Genomic DNA, 25,092 nt, shown 5'->3' on the forward strand with positions numbered 1-25,092 from the left:
CAGCAAAGGAACAACATCATGACCATCACAGAAGTCACCCCACAGCCCACGGACGCGGAGCGCTTCGGTCACATCCTCGCTGTTCAGCGTGCTGCTTACCTCCGCGACGGAGCGCCCTCACCGGCGGCGCGGCGCAGCGATCTGAGCAGGCTCAAGGCGGCACTGATCGCCCGGCGGAACGCCATCGAGGAGGCGATCAACACCGACTTCGGAAATCGCTCGCGACACGAGACCGCGATGATGGAGCTCGGCGGCGTCGTTCAGGGCATCGACTACCTGAAGCGCAATCTCCGTCGATTCATGCGCCCGACCCGCCGCCACACCGCCCTGCACATGCGTTTCGGCACCAACCGCATCGAATATCAGCCGCTCGGAGTGGTCGGGGTCATCTCACCGTGGAACTATCCCGTCAACCTGTCGCTGATGCCTGTCGTCACCGCGATCGCCGCCGGCAACCGCGTCATGCTCAAACCGTCGACGTTCGCCCCGGCGACGAACACCGTGCTCGCGTCGATGCTGAGCGAGCTCTTCCCACCAGAGCAGGTCACGATCGTCAGCGGCGACGGTTCCGCGTTCTCCTCCTTGCCCTTCGATCATCTGGTCTTCATGGGAAGCACCGAAGTCGGACGAGCCGTGATGAAGGCGGCGAGCGAGAACCTCGTCCCCGTCACGCTGGAACTGGGCGGCAAGTCTCCGACCATCGTCGCCAAGGGACACGTACGGGACCGGACCGTGTCCGACATCGTCTTCGGCAAACTCCTCAGTGGCGGACAGACCTGCATCGCCCCCGACTACACCTCGATCATCAACGACAAGCAGTACGCGATCCTCACCGACCTGATCGAAGACGCCCGTAGCCGCGGGGCACGGATCATCGAGGTCGGTCACCGGCCGGGCGAGGCCGTCCACCGCCCGCACACCCTCGCGCCGACCGTCGTGCTCGGCGTCACCGACGAGATGCGGATCGCTCACGAGGAGATCTTCGGCCCCATCCTCCCGATCTTCCCCTACCGCGACATCGACGATGCCATCGACTACGTCAACGCACGACGACGACCGCTCGCGCTCTACTACTTCGGCAAAGACGACACGGACCGGCGCAAGATACTCGACCGCACGATCTCCGGCAACGTCACCGTCAACGGCACCATCATGCACGTCGGGCAGGACGACCTCCCGTTCGGCGGCGTCGGCGCGAGCGGAATGGGCCAATACCACGGGATCGAGGGCTTCCGGACGCTCAGCCACCCCAAGGGCATCTTCGTGCAAGGCCGCTGGAACGCCGCCCGCCTCCTGTATGCCCCCCTTCGGCAAGCGTACCGACGCTCTTCTCAACTTCTTCCTTCGATAACCGGCGGCTTCCGCCGCCAAAGCCTGACCCGCATCGAAGCACGTCGGCAGGTGCCGCCCCCGTCACCGAGCCGCAGGCCGTGCGGCTCGGGACGTGAGATGGCGAGCAGGAAGAGCGGCGACATCGCGCCGGCGAAGAAGAACGGCCACCAGAGCAAGGCAGGACACGGGCCGGGGGTGGGCTGGGGTCCGGCGGCGTTGAGCACCGAGCGGTCCTCACGCCGTCGCGGGTGTGAGACGGCCCTGGTCCACGCCGGCGAAGAACGTGCGCCCCGCCATGGTCATGGCCGGCTGGTAGGCGGCCATGAGGCGGGTGCGGTGCGGCGTGTCGGCGAAGCGCGGCTCGAGCTGGAACTCGGCGGCGACCGACCACCAGGTCACCGGGACGATGCCGGACATCGCCATGCGCTGCACGGCCATGTCGTGCGCCTCCTTGCTGGTGCTGGCGGCGGCGTCGACCACGACGTACGGCTCGTAGCCCTCCCGCTGTGCGCCGAGCGCGGTCTGCAGCACGCAGCCGTCGGTCGCGATGCCGCCGATGAGGAGCCGTCGCCGGCCGGTGGCCCGTACCGCTTCGGCGAAGTCGGGGTCGAGGAAGGAGTTGAACGCGGTCTTGCGTTCGATCACCGGCTGGTCGCCGAGCACCTCGAGCAGTTCCGGGTAGAGGGGGCCGGACGGCTTGGACGCCTCGCCGTTGGTGACCACCAGACCGCTGCCGTAGAGCTTGGCGGTCTGTGCCAGGCCGACCACGTTGGCGATGTGGTCGCGCAGGTCGTGCGAGCGGAGCAGGTTGGCGAAGCCGACGGCGTAGTCGACGAGGACGACCGTGGCGTTGTCCGGGGACAGCGGTTCGAGGTTCATCATGAGCCTTTCAGAGTCACTTAATGACCAACTGGTCATTAACGTACCACTGTCGAAGTTTAATGACCAGTCGTACATTAGAGCGCTGCCATCCCCGCGTCGCCGACCGGAGCGCGCAGTTAATGACCGGATGTACACTTCGTCGGTGAGCACTGAGCCGATCGTCAGGAAACGCAGGCGTGATCCCGAGGCGAGCCGGGCCGCCATCCTCGACGCCGCCCGCGCCGCGTTCGCCGAGCGCGGCTACGCCCGCGCCACCATCCGGGAGATCGCCCAGCGCGCCGGCGTCACGCACGGCCTGGTCATGAGGCACTTCTCCTCGAAGGAGCAGCTGTTCATCGCCGCCATGCCCGGCGCCAGGGACCTGGAGACCCTGATGCCGGGCACGCCGGAGACCCTCCCCGAACGCATCGCGCAGGCCTTCGTCGACCGCATGGAGAACGCCGACGGCAACGACCCCTTCATCGCGCTCATCCGCAGCGCCGCCTCGGACGAGCGCGCCGCCACGAACCTCTACCTCGCCATGCGGCAGCACAGCATCGACGCCTACAGCGCGCTCATCACCGGAGCCGACGCCGAGGAGCGCATCGACCTCCTGGGCGCATACCTCATCGGAGTCACGTTCAGCCGCTACGTCGTCAAGAACGGACCCTTGGCCGATATGGCACCGGAACGCCTCGTCCACCACCTGACAGGGACGGTGCACAGCATCCTCTTCGGCTCCCGCTGAGAAGGGCCCTGCTTCGAGAACGTGTCCACCACAGCAAGATCGGCTCGGGCCCGGTCTGCATCGCCGCCATGAGGCCCCACGCGGGTGTGGAGGACGCGGTACAAGACGTCGGCGACCTCAGCCCCGGGGTCGGCCGGATCGCCGTCGGCGCACCAGGCCACGTAGCCGTCCGGACGGACCAGGACCGCGGCGGCGTCGCGGTAGCGCGCCCGCCAGGCGTCCTCGAGGCCGATCAGGTCCGCACCGACGTGGTACCCACGCACGTTCTCGACTTGTCCGCCGCCCTCGCCCAGCCCTTCCCGCGCGGTCCGCAGAGCAGGATGAAGGAGTCGTGGAACAGGTCGTGCACGCCGAATACCGTCTCGTGCTCGGCCCCTGGCGTCGCCGTGGACCGGTATCTCTGGCCCAGCATGCACAGGATCGCGTCCTTCGGGTCGTCCTCGGGATGTGAGCCCGACCTGGCCGCCTGGCTGCGTACGGTCAGATCGGCCAGTTCCAGCGCGACGGGACGACGCTCGGCCTCGTAGGTGCCGAGCAGTGCGTCGGAGGCCCGGCCCGCGAGCACGGCGGCGAGCTTCCAGGTCAGATTGTGCGCGTCGTGCACCGCGGAGTTCTGGCGGTGGGCGCCGACCGGTGCAGCGCTCATCTTTTGGTTGAATGTCGGCGCAGGTGTCGACGATCGCGTGTGGTTGCTCGCCGACGTCGCGATCGGCGAGGAGCTCGGCCTGCTTTCCGCGGGCGGCAGGCCGTAGACGGAGAAAGTCAAGGCCATCGTGTCACGTCACGTGTCATGCGCAGAAGTGTTCGCCTTCTAAGCTCCCATGCATGGCAAAGTACTTCGCTGTACATCCGGACAACCCGCAACCTCGGATGATCCGTCAGGCGGTCGATCTCCTTCACGCGGACGGGCTGATCGCGTACCCGACGGACTCGTGCTACGCGTTGGGGTGCCGGCTGGGCAACAAGGAAGGCATCGACCGCATCAGGGAGATCCGGCATCTCGGCGACGACCATCACTTCACCTTAGTTTGTAGGGACTTTGCCCAGTTCGGCCAGTTCGTTCACGTGAACAATGCGCTGTTCCGCTCGCTCAAGGCGGCGACCCCCGGCGGCTACACGTTCATCCTGCCTGCGACGAAGGAGGTGCCGCGGCGGTTGCTGCATCCCAGGAAGAAGACGGTCGGTGTTCGGATACCAGATCACGTCGTCACGCAGGCGTTGCTGACCGAACTCGGCGAACCGCTGCTGTCCAGCACCCTGCTGCTGCCCGATGAGACCGAGCCGATGACGCAGGGCTGGGAGATCAAGGAAAGACTGGACCACGTCGTGGACGCTGTGATCGACTCCGGCGAGTGCGGTGACGAACCGACGACGGTCATCGACTTCTCGCAGAACGAGCCCGAGATCCTCCGCAGAGGCACCGGGGACCTGTCCCTCTTCGAGTAGGTGATCGAAACAGTCAAGCACACACGGTTGCGCGATGGCTGCTCGCACAGGAACCCGTTGCCCACGATCAGCCGTGGCCTCAGCGAGTACGGCGGCCCTCGTGACAGCCGCGGTGAAGGGGTCTCGGCCGGCATTGTGGGCAATGGGATCGGAGGACCGCTTCGAGAGGGGTTTCACGATCTGACTCGCAACGTCCCTCTGCGTCCCGTCCTCACAGCTCATCGCGCCAGAGGTTCCAAGGGGCCTTCTCCGAGCGTCGGAACGGTGCCAGATGTCGGGCGCGTTCGCAGGCGACGGCTTCTGCCCTGCCGCTCACCGAAGGCGGCCGACACCCGGTCGAGGTAGATCGCGAGGATCACGACGGAGAGCCCGCCCTCGAAGCCGCGCCCGATATCGAGCCGGGTGACCGCCTCGACGACCACCGCGCCCAGCCCGCCGCCGCCGACCATGCCGGCGATCACGACCATGGACAGCGCCATCATGATGACCTGGTTGACCCCGGCCATGATCGTGGGCATCGCAAGCGGCAGTTGAACGTCACGGAGGATCTGCCGGGACCGCGATCCGAAGGCCTGTGCGGCCTCGATCACCTCCGAATCGACCTGGCGGATGCCGAGTTCGGTGAGCCGCACCGCGGGCGGGATCGCGAAGACGGTGGTGGCGACGACGCCCGGCACGACACCGATCCCGAAGAAGAAGACGGCCGGTAGCAGGTAGACGAAGACCGGCAGCGTCTGCATGAAGTCGAGAACCGGACGCACGGCGACGCTCAGCCGCGGGCTACGCGCCGCGGCGATGCCGACCGGAATGCCGACGACGAGCGCCACGACGGCGGCGACGATGACGACGGCGAGGGTCTGCATCGTCTCGGCCCACATCGCCATCGACTGGATGAGCAAGAGGCCGAGGCACGTGATGAGCGCGGGTTGCCACCGGCGCGTCGCCGCCCACGCGAGCGCGGTGAAGCAGGCCAGCAGCACGAGCGGATGCGGGCGGATCAGCACGAAGTACGACGCGTTGACGAGTTGCAGGATCAGCGTCGAGGCCACGTCGAACACGCCGGAGAAGTTGTCCAGCAGGAATTGGACGGCGCGCTCCACCCACGCGTCCACCGGCAGGTCAGGCATGAGCCGTCACCTTCTTCGGACTCGCCAGGGAGGAGAGGATCGCGGCCCGCGGCACCACTCCGAGCAGCCGCCCGTCCTCGTCGACCGCGGCGATCGGGACCGTGTGCCGACCGGCGAGATGACAGAACTCGATCAGCGGCCGGTCCACCGGCACGGTCTCGTACTCCTGCACCAGGCAGTTGCGCAGATCTTCCTCACCGTTCCGCACGGCGTCGGCCAGCAGGTCGTCACGGGCGACGCCGAGGAGACATCCCAGTTCGTCGAGCACGAAGAGGCCGTTCATCTCGGCGGCCCCGAGGCGCCGCAACACGTCCTCGGGACTGTCCGCCAATCGCGCCGTCAGCAACGGCGGACGCAGCACCGAGGCTGCGGTGAGGACACGTGAGCGGTCGACGTCGGCGACGAAATCGCTGACATAATCGTCGGCCGGTGAGGCCAGGATCTCCTGCCCGGAGCCGCACTGCACGACGCGGCCGTCCTTCATCACCATGATGCGGTGCCCGATCCGCATGGCCTCGTTGAGGTCGTGCGTGACGAAGACGATCGTGCGCTGATCTTCGGCCTGCAGCGTCAGCAGCAGTTCCTGCATCTCCCGCTTGATCAGCGGATCAAGGGCACTGAACGGTTCGTCCATGAGCAGGATGTCCGCATCCGTCGCAAGCGCGCGGGCCAGGCCGACACGTTGTTTCATCCCGCCGGACAAGGCGTCCGGACGCGTGTCGCCGCGGTCCCCGAGACCCACGCGCCGCAGCGCCCAGTCGGCCCGTTCGAGCCGCTCCTTGGCGGGGACGCCGCGCACCTTCAGGCCGTACGCGGCGTTCTCCCGGATCGTTCGGTGCGGGAACAGCGCGAAGTGCTGGAACACCATGCTGATCCGGCGATTGCGCAGCTCCCGCAGGTCGTCCTCGGCCATGGCCAGGACGTCCCGTCCGTCGATGATCAACCGTCCGCCGGTCGGTTCGACCAGCCGGTTGATCATGCGGAGCACGGTCGACTTCCCCGAGCCGGACAGGCCCATGATGACGAACAACTCCCCGCGCTGGACCCTGAGGCTCACGTCGTCGGCGCCGAGGAATCCACCGGCCTGTCGTACGGCCTCGTGCCGCCGATCGTCAGTCAGCAGCGGCAGCGCCCGGTTCGGCGGCAGCCCGTACACCTTGCTGAGGTGACTGGCCTCGATCATCTGGTCACCCCTTTCCGAGGACCACGTCGGCTGCGGGCTTGCCGTCGACGCTCGTGACACCGTCGAGCCACGTCCGCAACACGCCGGGGTTGCCGCGGATCCAGTCCTGGGCCACGGTCTCAGCGGGCTTCTTCTGCTTCTCGATGCTCGAAATCCACTGCGACGCGGTGTCGGGCTCGACACGGATCTGCGAGAGGAATCGGTGCAGGTTCGGATCTTCGCCGGCGAGGCCGTGGCGGGTGAGCACCCGGATCTCACCGGCCCCGGGCCACACGTGCTTCGGGTCGTCGAGGAAGTGGAGCTTGAACTCCGGGGTCATCCAATGCGGGCTCCACCCGAGGAAGACGACCGGTTGCTGCTTCGCGGCGTAGCGGGTCACCTCGGCGAGCATGGCCTCCGTGCTGCTCTGTACCAGCTTCCAGTCACCGAGCCCGTAGGCGTCCTTCGCGATGGCGTCGCTGATGACCTTGTTGCCGGGAGTGCCCGGCTCGATCCCGAGAATCTGCCGGCCGAACTCGTCCGCGTGCTTGTCGAGATCGGCGAGGGAACGCACCCCGAGCCGCTCGGTGACGTACCCGGGCACCGCCGGTGCGTACTGGGTGCCGGTGAGCAGAGTCCCCGCTACCTCCACCTTCTTGTCGTCCAGCAGTTTGCCGAAGACCGTCTGCTGGCTCGGCCACCAGTTGCCGAGGTAGGCGTCCGCCTGTCCCGTCGACAAGGCCTGCCCCGCCAGCGGCACCGACACCTCCTGGGTACTGGTCTTGTAGCCGAGCTGATCCAGCACCTGGGTGGCGATCTTCGTTTCCACGACGAGGTCGCTCCACGGCTGTTGCACGAACCGCGCGACATGCTTGCCGCCGCCGGACGAGTCGGCGAACCCTTCGGTGCTCGCACCACTACACCCGGCGAGCAACGCGATGAGCGCCGCGAGCACGATCGGGCCGAACGGTTTCCTCGACATCACCGATACCTCTCTTCCACAGGAGTGCCGACCCAGATCGGCGAGGACCATGCCATCTCGCCGTCGGTCTGATAGACGCGCACGTAGTACCAAGCCGGCGCGCCGGACAGGTCGGTCCATCGCAGTCGCCGCTCGTGTCCGCCGAGGCCGGTCAGCCCACCGACGCCCGGCTGCAGCCGCAGCCGCCCCGGCCCGTTGACCGGCACATCGACGACGCCGTCTTCGAGCGCGCCAAGGGTCGTGGTGACCCCGCCCTGCGCCGTCTTCACGATCACCGTGGCCTCGGCCGGTCCGATCAACGTGAACTCGACGCCGCCGCGTTGCGCGCCGTACGGCGCACCGAAGCTCTTGGTGGTGTTCGCCCAGCAGACGCGGTGCCGGTCCGCCTCGGTGATCTCCGGGCTCCAGTACGGTGTCCGCAACAGCTCGCCCCCGAGGATGCTGACGCAGCCGCTCCAGTCCGTCGTCACCGGGCTCATGCCCCACTCCACCCGTACCGGGACGGCGATCCAGCGCCGAGGCAGACCGAGGTCCGGAAGCACGGTGTGGACGACCTCGCCGTTGCGCACGACCTCGATACGGGCGAGCTCCCCGTAACCGCGGGCGAACGCGTCCAGTTCCACCGGACCGTCGAGCTCGGCCTCGCCGCCCATGAAGACGTCGCCGATCCGCGTGTCGACGACGATGCCACGCTGGGTGGCCGCGAACACGCGGCGGTTGTAGAGCGCGTCGAACACCGCTTCGCGATCGAGTCGTTCGGCGTACGCGCCGACGTAGCTGGCCCCGTGCCCGTGGTCGGAGGACGCGATGAGCCCGAACCGCTGCCCGCGACGCAGGCCGTCGAGGACGAACGTGCCGGGAAGCGTGCCGTCGGCGTACTGCCGGAAACAACCGTCGTCCTCGTAGTTGCCGCGACAGGCCTGGAAGACCTCTACGACACGCAGGAACTGCGGGTCGTGGTAGTCCCAGTCGAACGGCACCATCGCCGAGCCCGGATGGTGCGGAATGGTGATCGCTGGAAACTCCGGGTGCCGGCGAAGCCCCTGCCACAACTCCGCGGGGGTTTCCGATCCCTTCGCGTAGGCCGAGAAGATCGGTGCGCCGCGTTGCACGTCCCCGTAGATGACGTTCTGGTGCCCCATGAGCCCGGTCCATTCGAAGCCGTACAACGGAACGAAACGCCCGTCGACGCGGAACAGGTCGGCCATCTTCTGGATCGACCACCATTGGTAGTCGGTGCTGTTCTCGGAGTGGTCGGTGACCGCCCAGAAGTCGTACTCACATACGTCCCAGGAGTAGCGGTAGAAGTCCTCGAGGGACGGCTCGTCGCCGGACGTGCAGCGGCTGATGAGGGAGTGGCGGTGCAGGTCACCCCAGTACAGCGCATATTCCGTGTCGTTCACGGTCGTGCGGTAACGGCTCCCGCTGGAGTCGGCCCATCCGCGCGCCTCGCGCCGCTCGTCGCTGTGAACGACGTCGAGCCTGCGCGTCGCGATCGCCCGCCCCGTCGCGGTCAACGTGGCCGCCCTGATGGCACCGGTCCCATGCATCCCGTGCCAGATGACCTCACCGTGGTGCTCCAGCAGGAACGGGCACTCCCGGCCGCCGAAGCCCTCGGTCCAGGTGAGTGCGCGCTCCAGACGGTTGTCGGTCTGCCACGCCACGAGGGAGCCGCTCGGCAGCGGAGCGATCGCCGGTTCCTCGAGCGTGCCGTCGCTGGCGGCGAGCGTCGTCGGTGGTGACCAGCCGTCCGGGCCGAGCGTCTGGGTGGCGACCTCCCAGTAGTAGGTCATCAGGGGCAGGCGACGGTGGATCCGATAGGCGACGGTCAAGCCGCCCGCAGGGTCGGCGGCGAGGCGCGGCAGCCCACTCGGCACGACGTCGAGGCCGGGCGCGAGCAGACCTTCCGGTTCGTACAAGCCGTCGTTGCCGAGGCGCACGACCCGGATCGAGGCGGAGATCTCCGGCAGTAGCTCCGGTGGGATGAACTCCCCGCTCTCCCGCATCCCCACGATGCTCGGCGAGTCCGGCAGTTCGTCGGCCGGTCGCAGGCGGGTGGGGCCGGAGCCGCCGTGGCCGGCGACGGTGATGACGTCGAAACCGCACCAGACGGCCCCGTCCGCGGTGACCGCGAGGCTGGGGTGCAGCGCGTAGTCGCTCCCGCTGGTCACCGGACGCGGGTCCGCGAGTGCGCCGGCGGGGTCGGCATGGCGGACCGCGATGCGGTAGGCGCCTTGGCGGTACTCGCACCAGGCATAGACGGTGCCGCCTCCCGGCGCGGCAGCCGCCGCGGGATCCCACACGTTCCCCTCGACTCCGTCACTCACCAGGCGCGGCTCTGACCAGGTGCCGTCACGCCAACGGCGGGCGTAGATGCCGAACCGCTTGCCCAGCGGCCCTTGCCAGCAGACCTCGACGCCACCGTCGACGTGCGCGATCGCCTCCTGGTTGAACGACGGGTGATCGGTCGTGCTGACCAGCTCTTCGCCGGTCCAGCCGCCTTGTTCGCGGCGGCGGCAGAAGACCGATACGGCGCCCTCCTGCGCGCGAGCGTAGAAGACCCACGGGCGGCCGTCGGCGTCGAACAGCGCGGTGGGGCGGAAGCAGTCGGCGGGCTCACCGGACAGCACGACCGGGTCCCCTTCGGCCTCCGCAGCGCCGAGGAGCAGCGCCATCACGCGGTCGCCGGCGTCCTTCTCCCACTCGATCCAGGCGTGGAGGACGCGACCGTCCGGTGTGGTCGCGACGCTGGGACGGGTCGCGGTCCCCGACTCCCAGACGCTTCCCCCGGCCGCTCGGCGGTGCCCTTCGAGACGTGGTGCCGAGGAGAGCGACGCCTCGGCCCGCTCGAGGAACTCGGGAAGCCGGCCGCCGCCCTCGTCGACCCACATGTAGCGCAAGGGGTCCGGATCGAGCAGCGCCTCCACGCCGGACACGTCGCGGCAATCCTCGATCGCCTTCGCCATCCGCCGGTTGAAGGCGAGCACCCGGTCGAGATCCGCGCGTTGCGCCTCGGTGTATTCCCCGGTGTGGTGGTCGACCCCGCAGCAGCCGTGGCCGCGATGTCCGCCGTGCTGTCCGCCCACGTCCTGGCCTTTCCGAAACTCAGATAGCCCGCCGCCGCACACTTCGGGCATGCATAATGGGAATGCCGGCGAAATGCCGATGAAACAAAGGCGCTGGTCACGCCAATTGCGTAACCGTTGGTTGGTAATCGTTCTTCGCGGCGGTCGCGGGCGCAACAAAAAGAGGCGGGCAAGCCAGACCGCCTTTTAACTGCTCCTATAGAGGCGCTCTATGGCTGTGTGGCCGACTCGTCGATGTGGCCGGAGGCGTGCTCTCGCACCACCATCTCGACGAACGCCCGTCCCGCGTGCGACAGCGGCTCGGGACGCCACAGCAACCGGACACGGCGCACAGCGGGCGGATCGATCGCCCCGATGCGAGCGCCTTGACGTGCCGCGTCCTCCGCCATTGGACGCGGGAGCAGTGCCACACCCGCACCGGCAAGGACCAACGGGACGATCGCCGCGCGATGCGGCGTCTCCACCGCGATGCGCAGGGGGACGCCGGCCCCCGCGAGTGACTGCTCAAGCAGCATCCGCGTCGCCGTGCCCGGCTGAGTCGTGATCAGGTCCATCGCAGCCACCTCAGCCATCTTCAGCACCCGGCCTGGGGCTGTTTCGGCATCCGGCGGAAGAACCGCAAGCAGTTCCTGCTCCCGGAGCTCCACAGCACGCAACCCAGCCATCGGCACAGAGAAATCCGCGAGACCGAGCTCGCATTCGCCGACCCGCACCATTTCCGCCACCGCTGCCGCGTGCTCGGGGTCCTCGATCCGTATGTCGACTCCCGGATGTGCGCGCCGGAAGGTGCCGACAAGACCGGCCAGCGGGTAGACGGCCAAAGTGGTCAAAGCGACGATGTCGAGTCGCCCGGCCTGCAGCCCGGCGACCTGCTGAACCGACGACAGCGCGGCGGCGAAAGAGCGCATCACCTGCTGCGCGGAACCCACGAGGGCCTCGCCCTCGGGCGTCAGCCTGACCCCGCGACCAAGCCTGTGGAACAGCGTGGTGCCCAGCTCGCGCTCCAGCGCCCGGATCGTGTACGACAGCGAGGGTTGCGCGACCCGAAGGGCGGACGCGGCGCTGGTGAAGCTGCCGTGCGACGCCACCGCGAGGAAGTACTCAAGCTGCCGCCGGTCCACCCGAACCCCCAATCGTCGCCGCATGGTTTCTGGTCAGAATCACACGCGATTCCCGCGTGGTGTCGGAGGATGCGATCGGTCACGTCCACGGACCTGGTGCAGATCCTGTTTCTGCAGGTTGAGTGGTAAGTGTATGGGAGTGTGGTACTGCAGCAGCATGGCACCGTCGATGACGCGGACGCGGGCTTCGGCCAGTACCTAGAAGCTCATGTAGCGGCGGGCCGTTCCCGGCTCGCCGGCTGTGGCCGTCTGCATGCTGAGCATGATGGCCTTCCACGTCGTCGTCGGCGCGACGTCCTACCGGCGGCCGAGGTAGTTGCGACAGAACGGAGAGAGGAGGCGATCCCCGAGCCCCACATTAGCCGTCGAGTCACAGCGGTAGATCACCCGGATCCAAGCAGGTTGCCACTGCCCGCGCTCTCCGGGCCTGCCAAGCTGCCCCGCTGGGTCACGGTCACCGCGGGCCTGGGGTGCGTGTTCCTGGCGGCGGTCGCGTGGGCGATGGCGACGGTCGGCGCCGATATGGCCGGCACGGTCACCGATGCGCAGTGGGACAGCCCAGGCCTGCCGGCGTTCGTGGACCTGATCCACAAGGTGCTGCTCTGCGGGGTGGGCCTCGGCGCGCGGACCTCCTGGTCAGCCGGTGGCCCGGAGGGCCGCAGGCTCCGCCGCGCGGACCTGCCTCAGCAGGAGCGCGGCCAGTACCGCCCAGGTGACCGCCTCCACCAGCACCCCGGGGTCGCCCAGCGCCAGGGTCAGCGGCAGCGTGGCAGGCAGGGCGACCGCGACGGCGCGCGGGATCCGCCTTGCCTTGAACGCTCCGATGGCCATCAGCACGAGCCCGAGCAGCCAAGCGGCCAGCCCCGGGGTGAACAGGGTGAACAGCGCCTCCGGCGGATTGTCGCCGCGTACGAACGTGACGGTGACGGGCACCGCGAGCAGCGCGTGGCCCAGGGCGTAGAGGCCGGCGCCCATGTCGCCGAGCCGCCCCCAGCCGCCGGGCCCCGCGTGGGCAGCCCGCAGATCGAGCACGGCGAGCACCGCCGCGACCAGGTAGAGCGCGTACGAGCCCTCGATCAAGTAGTCGGCGAACGTGACGAACGGGATGTTCTGGTGTCCCGTCACCAGCTGGGTGACGCCGAGCGTCAGCGCCGCGGCGGTGGCGATCAGCGGTGCGACAGCACGCGTGGGAAGCATTAAGGTTTCCTCTCGGAAGCAAGTGGTTCGTTGCGACCCCCGAGTGCTGCGGCGCGTTCCCGTCCAGCAGGGCGTTCGTTCCCGTCACGCCGGGCAGCCGTCCCGTCAGCCCGGGAACACCCGGCGAGCGGCCGCCACCGCCGCCGCGCGGTCCGGCAGTCCCAGCTTGGCCAGGATCGCCGACACCGTGTTGGCCACCGTCTTCGGGCTGACGCCCAGGCGCGCCGCGATCGCGTGATTTCCCAGCCCTTCGCTGATCAGGCCGAGCATCTCGTACTCCCGCTCCGTGAGCTCGGGGAACGGCCGGGGGGAGGTCCTGGGTGGCGCGTGCAGCAGCCCGATCACCGCCTCGGCCGCTCCCGCGCCGAACACCGCCTGCCCCCGCGCGGCCGCCCTCACGGCGGCCACCACGTCTTCCTGGCTCGCGTCTTTCAGCAGGTAGCCGCGAGCCCCCGCGCGTACGGCGGCCAGCAGCGACAGGTCGTCATCCGACATGGTCAGCATCACCACGAAGGGGGCAGACGGCTCGGCGGACAGCCGGCGGGTGGCCTCGATCCCATCCATCACGGGCATCGCGATGTCCATCAGCACCACGTCGGGGGTGTGCTCCCGCGCCGCCACGAGGGCCCGCGCCCCGTCCTCGGCCACGGCGACGACCTCCACACCGTCCACCGTCGACATCAGCGCCCGCAGACCGTCCCTGACCAGCGGGTGGTCGTCGGCGATGAGTAGCCGGATGCTCACCAGTCCTCTCCCTCCTGAACAGGGATGACGGCCCTCACGACGGTGCCGCCTCGCGGGCCGGCGCCGGAGGAGAAGGCGCCGTCGAGTTCCTCGACTCGCTCGCGCATCGACGTCAGGCCTATGCCGGGAGCGGTCCGCTCGGGGATGCCCGTGCCGTCGTCGGCCACCTCGATCTCCAGCTTGCCGCCGGAACTGCGGAGCCGTACCGCGCAGTGAGTGGCGGAGGCGTGCCGTGCCGCGTTGGTGAGCGCCTCGCGGACGACGTGGTAAGCCGCCACTTCCACCGCCGCGCCCAGCTCCGCGACGCCGTCGGCGTCGATCGACACCTCCATGCGCAAGCCCAGCGCCGTCTGCTCCACGGCCTTGACGATGCCCAGCTGCGCCAACTCGGGCGGGCGCAGCCCCCTGACCAGGTGGCGCACCGACTGACCCGCCTCACCCACCTGGGCGCGGATCTCGCCGATCAGGACGAGCGCCCGCTGCGGGTCCTGCTCCAACGCGTTGCGCACGGCGTCAGCGGTGAAGCCGATCCCGGCCAGCACGGGTCCCAGCCCGTCGTGCAGGTCCCTGGTGATCCGCCTGCGCTCCTCCTCCCGCGTGGTGACCAGCTGCAGGCGGGAGTGCTGCAGCGCGGCCGCCCGGTGCGCGGCGGCCAGCGCGGCGCCCGCCTGGAGCGCGATCTGCTCCAGCGCCCGCACGTCGTCGCCCCCTGCCACGTCCAACCGGCCCAGTTCCTCGCCCTGGAAGCGCAGCGGCACCGACATGGTGATCTGCGCCGGCTGCCCGCGTTCCACGCTCTTCAGCGGCTCGTCTTCCGGGCCGAGCCGGACTCGCGTGTACGGCGTGCGCAGCGCGTCGGCCGCGGCGTCCGCGACCACGGCCAGGATCTCGCCGGGGGCCGAGGCCTCTGCCAGCCTGCCGGCCAGCCGCGACTGGATCTCAAGGGGATCGCCGTGCCCCCCGTACAACATCCGTCCCGCGGCTCTGGCCAGCCAGCGGCGCACCGGCTCCACCGCGATCGCGACGGCGGCGGCGGCCACGGCCGCGGCGGGCCCGCCGTCGAGCACGGTGCTCGCCCCCGCGAGTACGGCGGCGTACAGGCCCACCATGAGAACGGTGAGCAGGCCGTACGTGAGGAAGCGGCGCAGCGGCGGCCCGGTCTGGTAGAGGTCGTGCCTGAGCATGGCCACGGCGATGCTCACCGGCAACGCGAACGTCCCCGCAAGCGTGAGTGGCAGCAGGTACGGCGGCACCACCGAGGGCGCGAACACGCTCGCCACGAAACACACCGCGCCCACGCAGATCCACAGGAGCTGCAGCCGCCGCTGCCCGCGCGCGCGGACCGTGCGCACGATGAGACCCACCGCACAAGCCGCCGCGATCAGCACCAGCACCACCAGGATCGGCCCCAGCGCCCCCATGACCGGCCGCAGCGCCTCCAGGCGCAGCGGATTGCCTTCCTCCGGCGCGAAGCCCACCAGCAGGGTGAAGACCGCCGTCGCGACCGCGCAGACGTACACGACGGGACGCCAGCGCGGACCCGGCAGCTCACCGTCGGGGACGTATAGCAGCAGCACGGTGCACACCACCAGCAGCGGTGGGGCCCAGACCCAGCGGGCGACCCAGACCGCCCACGCGGCAGAGTGCGCCTCCGCCGCGTACGCGACGGCACTGAACACCGCCAGCAGGCACAGCGGACCGACCACGCCGCCCTGCCGCCGCGCGACCAGGTACGCCCCGAGCGGGACGAACCCGAGCGCGATCGCCACGTCCTCCAGGTGCTCTCCGGAGGAGCCGCCCGCGACGATCAGCACGCAGGCCAGCCCGAACACGGCCCAGGCCAGAGCGGCACGCATGGGCCCTCCTCGATCGCCTCAAAGTCGACTCATCATAGGTGCCCCTGATCCGTGCGTCGCCGCTCCGACGTCACCCTCCGGGACCGGTTGACTGGACCGGCGCGCTGTCGCCCTTCTCGAGCAGGTGCCCGCGTTCCACCGGGCTCAGCGAAGTTCCCGCCTGAGCAGATGGCGAAGGTGCGAGAGTTCATCAAGAGCCCACGGGTCTTCTTGACAAGGAGGGTCCATCGCGGACGCGAATAGCCGCTCGATGGTTGCTCGCAAGTACGCGATACAGCACGGCACGCGTGGTCAGAGGCCGACACGACGGCGGAGAGAATCCACTCGCCCCTACTCTCAAAACGCCGTTCGACCTCGGGTTTCTCGTTCCATAAGGCTTGCGATCGAGTAGCTGATCATGTTCGGTTGCTCGCTGGTTGCTTTTGGGCGCGGACCGGGCGGATCGGTAGATCATTTCGTTCGCCTGTGTCAGCTCCGACCCCAAAGACGACCATCAGAAGGAAAGGTGGCAGGCCCGCGACGTGACGTCAGCGGCCCTGCCTCCACTTGCTGGTGGTTCAACCGCGACGGAACACGCCGGCCGCTGCTCAGTAGCGCACCCGGTTCCTGGACCACCGCGCGCCCAGGGCGTTGACCAGGAACATCGCCGCGACAATGCCAGCGGCCACGGCAAACGGGCCGTCCCACACCGCGTGCAGTCCCCAGGCCGCCGCGCCGAACGCGAGATGCGCGACTGCACGCACCACCGTGCCCGGCAAGTCCACTCTGGTGAAAGTTCTCGCGAGCACGCCGGCGAGCAGCACGCCGCCGGCCAAGCGAGCGTGCCTTCGCCGCCCACCTGCGCGCGGAGCAGGAGCACGACCGGATCCGGGACGACGCGGACGTCGGGTCGCCCGCACTCGCCCTCGTGGGCTCTACGCACCAGCTCCCGCTCACTCGCGGCCCGCACGCACCCGACCTTCACGCTCGTGCCCGCAGGGCGGTTACGGCAGTGATCTCGGGGATCACGCTGGAGGAGTAGCGCCGGGCGGCCGTCTCCGCTGCCGCGCCCAGGTCAGTCGAGCCAGCCCAGCCGGGCCGCCCGGACCCCCGCCTGGAACCTGCTGTCCGCGCCCAGCGCCGTCGACAGTTCACCGACCAGGCGCGTGACGGTGCGCGTCGAGACGCCGAGACTGCGGGCGATCGCCGAGTCCTTGGCCCCGGTGGCGAGCAGCCGCAGCACGGCGCGCTGCTGTTCGGTGAGGGTGGAGCCGTCCGCCGAGCGGGGCACGTCCTCCGGCTCCGAAGCGGTCATCCAGCAGTAGTCGTAGATCGCAGCCATCGACCGCACCGCGCTCAGACCGCTGATCAGCACCGCGCCCGCCTCCAGGTCGTCCGGATCGGCCTGCAGGATCGCGGTGCGCCGGTCGTACAGGAGCATGCGGGTGGGGACCACCGGCGTGACGCGCACTTCGACGCCCAGTTCCCGCCAGCGGCCCATGAACTCACGGATCAGCGGATGGGCCAGGGAGATCTGCGCGTACAGGGCGCGGATCCTGGCGCCGTTGGCCACGCTCACCTTGGTGCGCGCCAGGCCCTCCTCCAGGCTCTCGCGCGTCCAGTCGGCCGGCGGCTGCAACCCGAGGATCTCGTTCCTGGCCAGTTCGGCCAGTTCACTGATGCGCCGGCTCAGGCGCGCGCGCTCGGAGCGGGGAAAGAACTCGACGTGCGCGCCGCCCTCGGCCTGCCTGGACAGGTCGAGGTAGCGATGGGCCAGCGCCGCCATTCTGACGTGCTGCTCGACCAGGCTGTCGAGCGTGCGGTGGCTGTTCTGGAGGGTGCGCGCGAGGACGGCGGCCACGTCGACGGCGGTCTCCGTATCCGGGTCCAGCAAGTTGAGGCGAACGAGCTGGGCACGGGCCCGCTCGATCTCCGTCGCGGCCAGTTCCAGGCCCTGGGCGGCCTCGGGGAGGGATTCGCCCCGTCCGCGCATGCGTGCATACAGGGCCTGAGCGGCACCGTCATCCTCCGAGCCGTCCACCGCACTCCTTTCCAGCACGAGCCACCAAACCATGACATATCCGGCTTCGCCGCTGCAAAGCCGCTTCCGGTTTCCGCCATGGCGTTTGCCGGAAGCCGTCGAAATCCATTTGATCTTCCGGCTTGGGGCACGATCGCTCAGAGAGGGCGAGAACCGATCATCGTCCCCATCTTGAAGGAGGAATCCGGTTGATCACCGTTGCGTACAGCCTTACCGCCTACCGGGTCAGCGGCCTGTCACCGGCGACCTGTGAACACTGCTTGTCCGCCGTCAAATCGGAGCTCATCCGAGTGCCGGGCGTCGTGGGCGTGGATGTGACGCCGGCGCGATCTCAGGTGAGCATCCTCACCGACGGCCCCGTGGACGAGAGCGTGCTCCGAGAGGCCTTCGCCGCAGCCGGTTGCGACATGGCGGGTCCGTCCGGTGCCGACCGCGCCGAAACGCCAGAAGGGTAGGTCCAGCCCGCGTCATCGCACAAACGCCGACCGGTGCCGGCCGGCCACCTGGGGAGTCATGGGCAACGGTCGCCTGAGGCGATGCCGAGCGATTCGCATGCGCACCCCGGCCTTGGCGGAATACGGGCATGGGGTATGGTGGCCCATAAGTCGTACATACATGTACGAGAGGTATGGAGTGATCGATGAGCCGCCATACCCTCGTGCCCCTCCGGGTGAACGGAAGACCGTACGAGCTGATCGTCGGCATGCTGGTCGAGGTCTCGGCCGAACAGGCGGTGCTCACCGACGCCGAGATCAGGGAGCGTCTGGCGGGGAACCTGTGCAGGGGCGGTGCCTAAACGGCATCGCCGCCGCCGTCAGGGAGGTGGCCGGGGCGTGGAGTTCGCCTTCGAGCGAGCGGCCGGCGTGGCCGAAGCGCTCGAGCTGGCCTCGGCGGGCAACTCGGTGAAGTACCTGGCCGGGGGTACGAACCTGCTCGACCTGATGTGGGAGGGGGTGGAGCGGCCCGAGCGGGTGGTCGACCTCTCGCGGTCTGGCTGCGCAACACCTGCTGCCTCTACTACACCTCTGCCGAACAGGTGAAGTGCTCAAGCTGCGGCCTGGACACCGTCGACGACCGCGTTGCGAACTACCGGCGGATGCTGGCCGACGGCGTCGTCCCGCACTGACGACCGAGATCCGCGCTCAAGATGGAGGCGCATGGGGATGCCCGGGCGCCTGTGGCGCGCAAGCGCCCGGGCAGGTCCTTGATCAGAGCCGGTCGAGAATCTTCTGCAGCTGCTCCACCTCGGCCTGCTGCGTGGACTCGATCGTCTTGGCCAGCTCCTTCGCCTGCGCGTTGGAGCCGCCGGCCTGCTCGGTCTTGGCCATCTCGATCGCGCCGTCGTGATGGGCGATCATCTGCTGGGCGAACAACTTGTCGAACTCCTTGCCCTTGGCCGCCTCGAGCTTCTTCATGTCCTCATCGGACATGACGCCCGGCATGTCGTGCCCCATGCCACCCTCAGGTGCGGGCTTGCCCCACTCGGTCAGCCAGCCCTTCATGGTCTGGATCTCAGGATCCTGCGCCGCCTTGATCTTGGTCGCGAGCTCCTTGATCTCCGCGTCGCTCGCCCGCGTCGCCGCCAGGTCGGCCATCTCGACCGCCTGCTCGTGATGCGGGATCATCATCTGCGCGAACATGACGTCCGCGTCGTTGAAAGAAGCCGACGGCGAGGCGCCGGCGGTGGTCGCGGCAGGGGCGCTGCTGCTCATCCCCTCGTGGCCGGCCATCGAGTCGCCGTTGCCGCCGCAGGCGGTGAGAAGGGCGAGTGCGCCCGCGGCCACGACGATGGACATCGTACGGTTGATGCGCATGGTTGTTTGCTCTCTTGGTTTGATGCGAACTGTCGGCCTGATCGCGGACAGCCTCGGAGGCATCCGCGTGACCATCGGCCTATATGCGCAGCACCGAGAGACGTGCCAGGCGCAAGGACGTGGGCCTGGGAGGGGGCCTGGCGACCCACCGTGGAGACGCCGGTGACCGGCCCTGAGCACCGGTTCGCCGCCGTGTCCTGATCCAGGCGGCCAAGACCAGCGCGACCATGAGCGAGGTCAGCACGGCCAGGCAAACATCGGTGGGATCGAATCCGGCCATGCCGGGATCGGGTGCGAAGGCCGGCAGACCCACGATGACCGCGGCCTGCTGCGGCGGATTCATGCCGTGTGTGCTGACCGGGGAAGCGGTGTGCCCACCGTCGAGATGTCCCAGCGTGTGCATGCCGCACACGCCCAAGGCGAGGACGACCAGCAGGACGCCGCGCGCGAACCGCGACGCGAGGCGCCGCCGCACTGCTCCCACTGGCTCTCCCCTGGTGATCGGAACTTCCCGAGTCCATCAGTGTACTAACGATCCTCGTAGTGCCCTGTCGCAGGGACGTCCGACACGCGACCGACATCCGCTCACTACGATGCTGAAAGTCATTGGCGGCGATGCCGCGGTGACTACTACGAAAGCCCGGAGGCGGCGGGCCATCTCCGGGCGCCTCGCTCAGACGGTGGCCAGCTCGTAGCCCGCCTCTTCGACGGCGTCGCGGACCAGGGTCTCGTCGATGGGCCGGTCGCCCGTCACCGTCACCTTGCCGGTGGCCAGGTCCACGTCGACGTCCGTGACGCCGGCGATCTTGCCGACCTCGGACTTCACGGTGCCGACGCAGTGGCCGCAGGTCATGCCCTTCACGGTGTAGGTTGCACTGCTCACGGCATCTCCCCCTCGAACTACGGGCACCCCTTATGGGCATAACTCGTGTGCAACTCATGCCGGGTCATGGCCGCTCGGCAACCCTAACCCCCCATGGGTATGCGAGACGTAAGTGACTCCGATCTCTATACCCGCTCCCCCAAGGACCTGATCCAGATCAAGCGCGGCATCGCGGCAGGCACTCGCCTGGACTCCCTGGCGTGACCTCCGCCTCTCGATCGGCGTGAACGTGTGGCCGGGCCGCCGGCGGTCACGGCGCGGCCGGCGGGCCCCGCCATCGTGGCCACTGTCCCCGATGTGAGCGTGTTCCTGACCCACCACCGCCTCCCCTTCCTCACACCTTGACCTTTCTACGACCAGCGATAGTAGCCATCGATAGACTCGCTCCCATCGAACATGCGGGTGAGCGGTCCGATCGACGGACTCAGGCCTCACCTGGACCCAGGGCACCGAGGAGCAGGTCATCGACCTGGGCGTAGGAGCCGCCCGGCCGTCGCGCGTCTACGCCACCACACCGGACGGCCTCAAGGTGAGCGACGACGGCGGCGGGAACTTCACCGACGTGACGAAGGCACCGCTGCTCAGCCACGTGGACGTGCTGAAGGACGGGCTGCCGTTGGGCACCGGAGCCGACGGCCGGATCCATACCAGCCAGGACGACGGCAAGACATGGACGGCCGCCGGCACGCCGCCAGGCCAGGCGGTCGCGTTCACGGCCGTGGACCGGCAACGGCTGCTCGCCGCCATGCAGGAAGGGACGGTGCTGAAGTCCAAGGACGGCGACCACGTTCGAGCAGGACGACTACGTCTTCGGCGCGCTCCGCGCCGGCGCCTCCGGCTTCCTGCTCAAACGCACCCGTCCCGAAGAGCTCATCGCGGCCGTGCACACGATCGCCGCCGGCGACGCGCTGCTGTCCCCTTCGGTCACCCGGCGGGTGATCGACCGCATGGCCCGCCGGCCCGCCCCGCACCTGCCGGCTCAGGCGGGGGCGGTGGGGTTGACGCCGCGCGAAAGTGAGGTCCTCTCCCTTATCGCTCGCGGGCTGTCCAACCGGGAGATCGCCGCGGCTCTCGTGGTCGAGGAATCCACGATCAGAACGCATGTCAAGCGGCTGCTGATGAAGCTCGGCCTGCGTGACCGCGTCCAGGCCGTGATCTACGCCTACGAGAACGGCCTCAGCCGGCCATTGCCGTGATCGCCAAACGCATGTGGCCGAAGGCGGCGATCGCCTTCGGCCACATGGGAGAGTGGTTTCTACTTGAAGCGGCGTAGCCGCAGGCTGTTGCTCACCACGAACACGCTGGAGAACGCCATCGCAGCTCCCGCGATCATCGGGTTGAGCAGACCGAGCGCGGCCAGCGGCAGGGCGGCCACGTTGTAGGCGAATGCCCAGAACAGGTTGCCCTTGATGGTGGACAGCGTGCGGCGCGACAGCCGGATCGCGTCGGCGGCCACACGCAGGTCGCCCCGGACCAGGGTCAGGTCACTGGCCTCGATGGCGGCGTCGGTGCCGGTGCCCATCGCCAGGCCCAGGTCGGCCTGGGCCAGCGCGGCGGCGTCGTTGACCCCGTCGCCCACCATGGCCACGACCTTGCCCTCGCTCTGCAGTTCCTTGACCACGTCCACCTTGTCGGCCGGCAGCACCTCGGCGATCACCTCGTCGATGCCGACCTCGGCGGCCACGGTCTTGGCCACGGCCTCGTTGTCGCCGGTCAGCAACACCGGCGTCAGCCCCAGCGCCCGCAGTTGCTCGATGGCCTCCTTGCTGGTCGGTTTGATCACGTCGGCCACCACCAGCACCGCGCGGGCCTGGCCGTCCCAGCCGACCGCGACGGCGGTACGGCCGGCGGCTTGGGCCGCGTGCAGCGCTCGCTCCAGGTCGGGAGTAAGGTACTGCGACCACTCCTCCAGCAGCCTGGGCCGGCCGACCAGCACTGCGTGCCCGTCGACGATGCCCTGCACGCCGAGCCCTTCGACGTTGGCGAAGTCCTCAGGGGTGGGCAGCTCACCGATCTTCGCCGCGGCGCCCTTGGCGATGGCCTGGGCGATCGGGTGCTCGGAGGCGTGCTCCAGCGCACCGGCCAGGCGCAACACCTCGGCCTCGTCCTCGCCGTCGGCCACGTGGACGTCGACCAGGGTCATCTTGCCTTCGGTGACGGTGCCGGTCTTGTCCAGGACGACCGTGTCGATCTTGCGCGTGGACTCCAGCACCTCGGGGCCCTTGATGAGGATGCCGAGCTGGGCGCCGCGGCCGGTGCCCACCAGCAGCGCGGTCGGCGTGGCCAGCCCGAGCGCACACGGGCAGGCGATGATCAGCACCGCGACCGCGGCGGTGAAGGCGGCGCCCGCGCCGTTTCCGGTGCCCAGCCAGAAGCCGAGCGTCCCGATGGCCAGCGCGATCACGATCGGCACGAAGATCCCGGATATCCGGTCGGCCAGCCGCTGCACCGCCGCCTTGCCGGTCTGCGCTTCCTCCACCAGCTTGGCCATCTGGGCAAGTTGGGTGTCGGAGCCGACCCGGGTGGCGCGGACGATGAGCCGTCCACCGGCGTTGACGGTGGCGCCGGTGACCCCGTCGCCGGGCCTGACCTCGACGGGCACGGACTCGCCGGTCAGCATCGAGGCGTCCACGGCCGAGGTGCCCTCCTCGACCACGCCGTCCGTGGCGATCTTCTCGCCCGGCCGGACGACGAACCGGTCGCCGACCTTGAGCTGCTCGACCGGGACGCGCCGGCCGTCGGCCAGCTCCACGTCCTTGGCGCCCAGCTCCATCAGCGCGCGCAGCGCCGCGCCCGCGCGCCGCTTGGAACGGGACTCGAAGTAGCGCCCGGTCAGGATGAACGCCGTCACCCCCGCCGCGGCCTCCAGGTAGATGTTGCCCGAGCCGTCGGTGCGCTCGATGGTGAACTCGAACGGGTGAGTCATGCCAGGCGTGCCGGCGGTGCCGAAGAACAGCGCCCACAGCGACCAGCCGAGCGCGGCCAGCGTCCCTATCGAGATCAGCGTGTCCATCGTCGCCGCGCCGTGCCGCAGGTTGGTCCACGCGGCCTTGTGGAACGGCCAGCCCGCGTACACCACCACCGGCGCCGCCAGCGTCAGCGACAACCACTGCCAGTTCGTGAACTGCAGCGGCGGGATCATCGCCATCGCGATCACCGGCACGCTGAGCACGATCGAGGTGATCAGCCGGTTGCGCAGGGGCCGCAGCTCGTCCTCGGCCTCCTCCTCAGTGGAGTCCTCGGCGGGTGGGGCGGGAAGCGCGGCGGTGTAGCCGGCCTTCTCCACCTCGGCGATGAGCTGCTGGGGTTCGATGCCGTCGCTGAAGGTGACCTTCGCCTTCTCGGTGGCGTAGTTGACCGTCGCGGTTACGCCGTCGAGCTTGTTGAGCTTGCGCTCGATGCGGTTGGCGCACGAGGCGCAGGTCATGCCGCCGATCGAGAGCTCGACCGCGTTCTGCCGGTCATCGGTGAGGGAGGACATCACCGTTCTCCTTTCTCTCGCTCAGTGGCTGTGATCGCCGTGGCCGCTGTCGGCAGGCGTCGGGGTGGCGTTGGGAATGGCCGGCTTCGCGCCCGCGCCGAGGGTGAAGTCGGCGGTGCGCACTTCGCCGTCGTGCTGGAAGTCCAGGAACAGGCGGTAGTCGCCGGTGCTGGGCACCTCGGCGTAGAAGACGATCTCGGGTCCGGCCTTGGTCTTGCCGTCGCCTGGCTCGCCGTCCGGGTGGACGTGCAGGTAGGCCAGGTCTCTGGCGCGCAGGGCCACCAGGTGCCCGTAGGCGCCGAGGTAGGGCTGCAGGTCGGTGACGGGCTTGCCGTCCTTGCTGACCTTCAGAGTGAGCTTGCCGGCCTGTCCGGGCGTCAGCTCGCCGTCGAGGGTGACCTCGTATCCGTCGACGCTGGCCGTGCGACCGGTGTCCGGCAGTGCCTTGAGCTCGTAGTCGCCGGCGGCGAACAGGTCGGTGCCGAGGGTCAGAGCGCTGCCGCCGGTGGGGGCGAAATCAGCGAAGGCGCGATACGTTCCCGCGTCGGGGAGGGTGAGCTTGACCGACCAGACGCCGTCGGACGTCATCTCGGGGTGCAGGTGCTGGAAGGTGCTCAGATCTCGGGAGACCACGATGAAGTGGAGCTTCTTGTCGTGCTCGACCTCGTAGTCGGTCACCGGCTTGCCATCAGGACCTGTGACGGTGAAACGGAAGTCGGTCGGCTCACCCGGTTTGATCGTTTCGGTGAGCGGGGTGAGGGTGTAACCGTTCTCGGACACTTGGAGCCCTCCGGGGGTATCGTCCTTCGCCTGCTGGGTGGCGTGCTCCCCGTGTCCCGCACTCGCCGTGGGCCCTGCAGTGGGCGTTGCCATGGCCGTCATCGCGGCATGGTCATCCGCTGGGGGCGTCTCGACCGGCCCCACCGCGTTCCCCACGCCCAGGGCGCCGCCGAAGACGACGGCCAGCCCCAGGACGTAGGAACCGAGCTTGGCTGCGGTATTCACGACTGATTCGCCACTTCGTATCCGGCCTCCTCGACCGCGGCGACGATCTTCGCCGGGTCGACGGAGGCGTCGCTGTCCACGGTCAGCAACCCGGTGGCCAGGTCCACTTCGACGTTGGTGACGCCGGGGACTTCGCTGACCTCTTCCTTGACCGAGCTGACGCAGTGGCCGCAGGTCATGCCCTTGACGGTGTAGGTGGCGGTGCTCATATCGATCTCCTTCAATGG

The 25,092-nt window shown here is 68.9% G+C and carries 26 protein-coding genes and 1 pseudogene; 8 read left to right on the plus strand and 19 right to left on the minus strand.

The annotated features are described in order from the left end of the window. Positions 1-18: 18 nt before the first annotated feature. Positions 19-1,242 (plus strand): annotated as a pseudogene (locus ID574_RS63025) (coniferyl aldehyde dehydrogenase); the annotation flags it as partial. A gap of 324 nt (positions 1,243-1,566) precedes the next feature. Here the strand turns inward: ID574_RS63025 and ID574_RS63030 are convergent. Next, complete coding sequence (locus tag ID574_RS63030) at positions 1,567-2,418, minus strand: isochorismatase family protein (protein ID WP_188193795.1); 852 nt, start codon at positions 2,416-2,418, stop codon at positions 1,567-1,569. Here ID574_RS63030 and ID574_RS36465 point away from each other — a divergent pair. Continuing rightward, entirely contained in the window at positions 2,357-2,941 is a 585-nt protein-coding gene (locus tag ID574_RS36465) for a TetR/AcrR family transcriptional regulator (protein ID WP_223167443.1), read from the plus strand. The genes ID574_RS63030 and ID574_RS36465 overlap by 62 nt on opposite strands. Here ID574_RS36465 and ID574_RS63035 read toward each other — a convergent pair. Then, positions 2,842-3,204, minus strand: a complete 363-nt coding sequence (locus tag ID574_RS63035; RefSeq protein ID WP_442939360.1) for an aromatic-ring hydroxylase C-terminal domain-containing protein — start codon at positions 3,202-3,204, stop codon at positions 2,842-2,844. The genes ID574_RS36465 and ID574_RS63035 overlap by 100 nt on opposite strands. Next, a complete protein-coding gene (locus ID574_RS36470; protein ID WP_223167444.1) occupies positions 3,174-3,587 on the minus strand; it encodes an FAD-dependent monooxygenase in 414 nt (137 codons plus the stop codon). The genes ID574_RS63035 and ID574_RS36470 overlap by 31 nt, the downstream gene beginning before the upstream one ends. A 179-nt stretch (positions 3,588-3,766) precedes the next feature. On the opposite strand from ID574_RS36470, the gene ID574_RS36475 reads away from it, so the two are divergent. Next, a complete protein-coding gene (locus tag ID574_RS36475; RefSeq protein WP_188193573.1) occupies positions 3,767-4,387 on the plus strand; it encodes an L-threonylcarbamoyladenylate synthase in 621 nt (206 codons plus the stop codon). Between the two features lie 218 nt (positions 4,388-4,605). Here ID574_RS36475 and ID574_RS36480 read toward each other — a convergent pair whose 3' ends face one another. The 10 genes from ID574_RS36480 to ID574_RS36525 all read right to left on the minus strand — a co-directional run bounded on the left by ID574_RS36480 (position 4,606) and on the right by ID574_RS36525 (position 17,634). Then, positions 4,606-5,487: an ABC transporter permease gene (locus ID574_RS36480; RefSeq protein ID WP_336245585.1), complete on the minus strand. Its 882-nt coding sequence runs from the start codon at positions 5,485-5,487 to the stop codon at positions 4,606-4,608. Positions 5,488-5,506: 19 nt separating this feature from the next. Beyond that, on the minus strand, positions 5,507-6,697 hold the full coding sequence (locus ID574_RS36485) for a quaternary amine ABC transporter ATP-binding protein (RefSeq protein ID WP_188193575.1): 1,191 nt from the start codon (positions 6,695-6,697) through the stop codon (positions 5,507-5,509). A gap of 4 nt (positions 6,698-6,701) precedes the next feature. Next, on the minus strand, positions 6,702-7,658 hold the full coding sequence (locus tag ID574_RS36490; protein WP_188193576.1) for an ABC transporter substrate-binding protein: 957 nt from the start codon (positions 7,656-7,658) through the stop codon (positions 6,702-6,704). Beyond that, positions 7,658-10,744 (minus strand): DUF3604 domain-containing protein, encoded by a 3,087-nt coding sequence (locus ID574_RS36495; RefSeq protein WP_188193577.1) that lies wholly within the window; start codon positions 10,742-10,744, stop codon positions 7,658-7,660. Before ID574_RS36495 ends, ID574_RS36490 begins: the two co-directional genes overlap by 1 nt. 209 nt (positions 10,745-10,953) lie before the next feature. Continuing rightward, positions 10,954-11,865 carry a LysR family transcriptional regulator gene (locus ID574_RS36500; protein ID WP_188193578.1) on the minus strand — a complete coding sequence of 304 codons (912 nt, stop codon included), beginning with the start codon at positions 11,863-11,865 and terminating at the stop codon, positions 10,954-10,956. 636 nt (positions 11,866-12,501) lie between these two features. Next, complete coding sequence (locus tag ID574_RS36505; protein WP_188193579.1) at positions 12,502-13,062, minus strand: hypothetical protein; 561 nt, start codon at positions 13,060-13,062, stop codon at positions 12,502-12,504. 105 nt (positions 13,063-13,167) lie between these two features. Further along, positions 13,168-13,806 (minus strand): response regulator, encoded by a 639-nt coding sequence (locus tag ID574_RS36510; RefSeq protein WP_223167445.1) that lies wholly within the window; start codon positions 13,804-13,806, stop codon positions 13,168-13,170. Further along, positions 13,803-14,990 carry a sensor histidine kinase gene (locus ID574_RS63040; RefSeq protein WP_442939364.1) on the minus strand — a complete coding sequence of 396 codons (1,188 nt, stop codon included), beginning with the start codon at positions 14,988-14,990 and terminating at the stop codon, positions 13,803-13,805. Before ID574_RS63040 ends, ID574_RS36510 begins: the two co-directional genes overlap by 4 nt. Positions 14,991-16,249: 1,259 nt before the next feature. Beyond that, a complete protein-coding gene (locus ID574_RS36520; RefSeq protein ID WP_188193581.1) occupies positions 16,250-16,477 on the minus strand; it encodes a hypothetical protein in 228 nt (75 codons plus the stop codon). Positions 16,478-16,716: 239 nt separating this feature from the next. Continuing rightward, entirely contained in the window at positions 16,717-17,634 is a 918-nt protein-coding gene (locus ID574_RS36525; protein WP_188193582.1) for a helix-turn-helix transcriptional regulator, read from the minus strand. Positions 17,635-17,870: 236 nt separating this feature from the next. Between ID574_RS36525 and ID574_RS36530 the strand changes: the two genes are divergently transcribed. The 4 genes from ID574_RS36530 (at position 17,871) to ID574_RS63045 (ending at position 18,808) form a co-directional block, all read left to right on the plus strand. Continuing rightward, positions 17,871-18,137: a heavy-metal-associated domain-containing protein gene (locus tag ID574_RS36530; RefSeq protein WP_188193583.1), complete on the plus strand. Its 267-nt coding sequence runs from the start codon at positions 17,871-17,873 to the stop codon at positions 18,135-18,137. 185 nt (positions 18,138-18,322) lie between these two features. Next, positions 18,323-18,478: a hypothetical protein gene (locus ID574_RS36535; protein WP_188193584.1), complete on the plus strand. Its 156-nt coding sequence runs from the start codon at positions 18,323-18,325 to the stop codon at positions 18,476-18,478. 37 nt (positions 18,479-18,515) lie between these two features. Next, positions 18,516-18,722, plus strand: coding sequence for an FAD binding domain-containing protein (locus ID574_RS36540; protein ID WP_188193585.1), 207 nt, complete (start codon positions 18,516-18,518; stop codon positions 18,720-18,722). Beyond that, entirely contained in the window at positions 18,677-18,808 is a 132-nt protein-coding gene (locus tag ID574_RS63045) for a (2Fe-2S)-binding protein (RefSeq protein ID WP_223167489.1), read from the plus strand. The genes ID574_RS36540 and ID574_RS63045 overlap by 46 nt, the downstream gene beginning before the upstream one ends. Positions 18,809-18,890: 82 nt before the next feature. On the opposite strand, the gene ID574_RS36545 is transcribed toward ID574_RS63045, so the two are convergent. From ID574_RS36545 to ID574_RS36555, 3 genes are all read right to left on the minus strand, one after another. Further along, on the minus strand, positions 18,891-19,496 hold the full coding sequence (locus ID574_RS36545; protein WP_188193586.1) for a DUF305 domain-containing protein: 606 nt from the start codon (positions 19,494-19,496) through the stop codon (positions 18,891-18,893). Positions 19,497-19,575: 79 nt separating this feature from the next. Further along, the gene (locus ID574_RS36550) at positions 19,576-19,980 is read right to left on the minus strand and encodes a DUF6153 family protein (protein WP_188193587.1); all 405 of its coding nucleotides are present in this window, start codon (positions 19,978-19,980) and stop codon (positions 19,576-19,578) included. 189 nt (positions 19,981-20,169) lie between these two features. Continuing rightward, a complete protein-coding gene (locus ID574_RS36555) occupies positions 20,170-20,379 on the minus strand; it encodes a heavy-metal-associated domain-containing protein (RefSeq protein WP_188193588.1) in 210 nt (69 codons plus the stop codon). Positions 20,380-21,260: 881 nt separating this feature from the next. Between ID574_RS36555 and ID574_RS36560 the strand changes: the two genes are divergently transcribed. After that, complete coding sequence (locus ID574_RS36560; RefSeq protein WP_336245586.1) at positions 21,261-21,575, plus strand: response regulator transcription factor; 315 nt, start codon at positions 21,261-21,263, stop codon at positions 21,573-21,575. A gap of 59 nt (positions 21,576-21,634) precedes the next feature. On the opposite strand, the gene ID574_RS36565 is transcribed toward ID574_RS36560, so the two are convergent. The 3 genes from ID574_RS36565 to ID574_RS36575 are packed head-to-tail and all read right to left on the minus strand — an operon-like array spanning position 21,635 to position 25,074. Continuing rightward, positions 21,635-23,860 carry a heavy metal translocating P-type ATPase gene (locus tag ID574_RS36565; protein ID WP_188193589.1) on the minus strand — a complete coding sequence of 742 codons (2,226 nt, stop codon included), beginning with the start codon at positions 23,858-23,860 and terminating at the stop codon, positions 21,635-21,637. A 21-nt stretch (positions 23,861-23,881) separates the two neighbouring features. After that, the gene (locus ID574_RS36570) at positions 23,882-24,865 is read right to left on the minus strand and encodes a hypothetical protein (protein ID WP_188193590.1); all 984 of its coding nucleotides are present in this window, start codon (positions 24,863-24,865) and stop codon (positions 23,882-23,884) included. Then, complete coding sequence (locus tag ID574_RS36575; protein WP_188193591.1) at positions 24,862-25,074, minus strand: heavy-metal-associated domain-containing protein; 213 nt, start codon at positions 25,072-25,074, stop codon at positions 24,862-24,864. Before ID574_RS36575 ends, ID574_RS36570 begins: the two co-directional genes overlap by 4 nt. Positions 25,075-25,092 lie beyond the last annotated feature (18 nt).

The organism is Nonomuraea sp. SYSU D8015, assembly GCF_008065375.1.
Lineage (GTDB): Bacteria > Actinomycetota > Actinomycetes > Streptosporangiales > Streptosporangiaceae > Nonomuraea.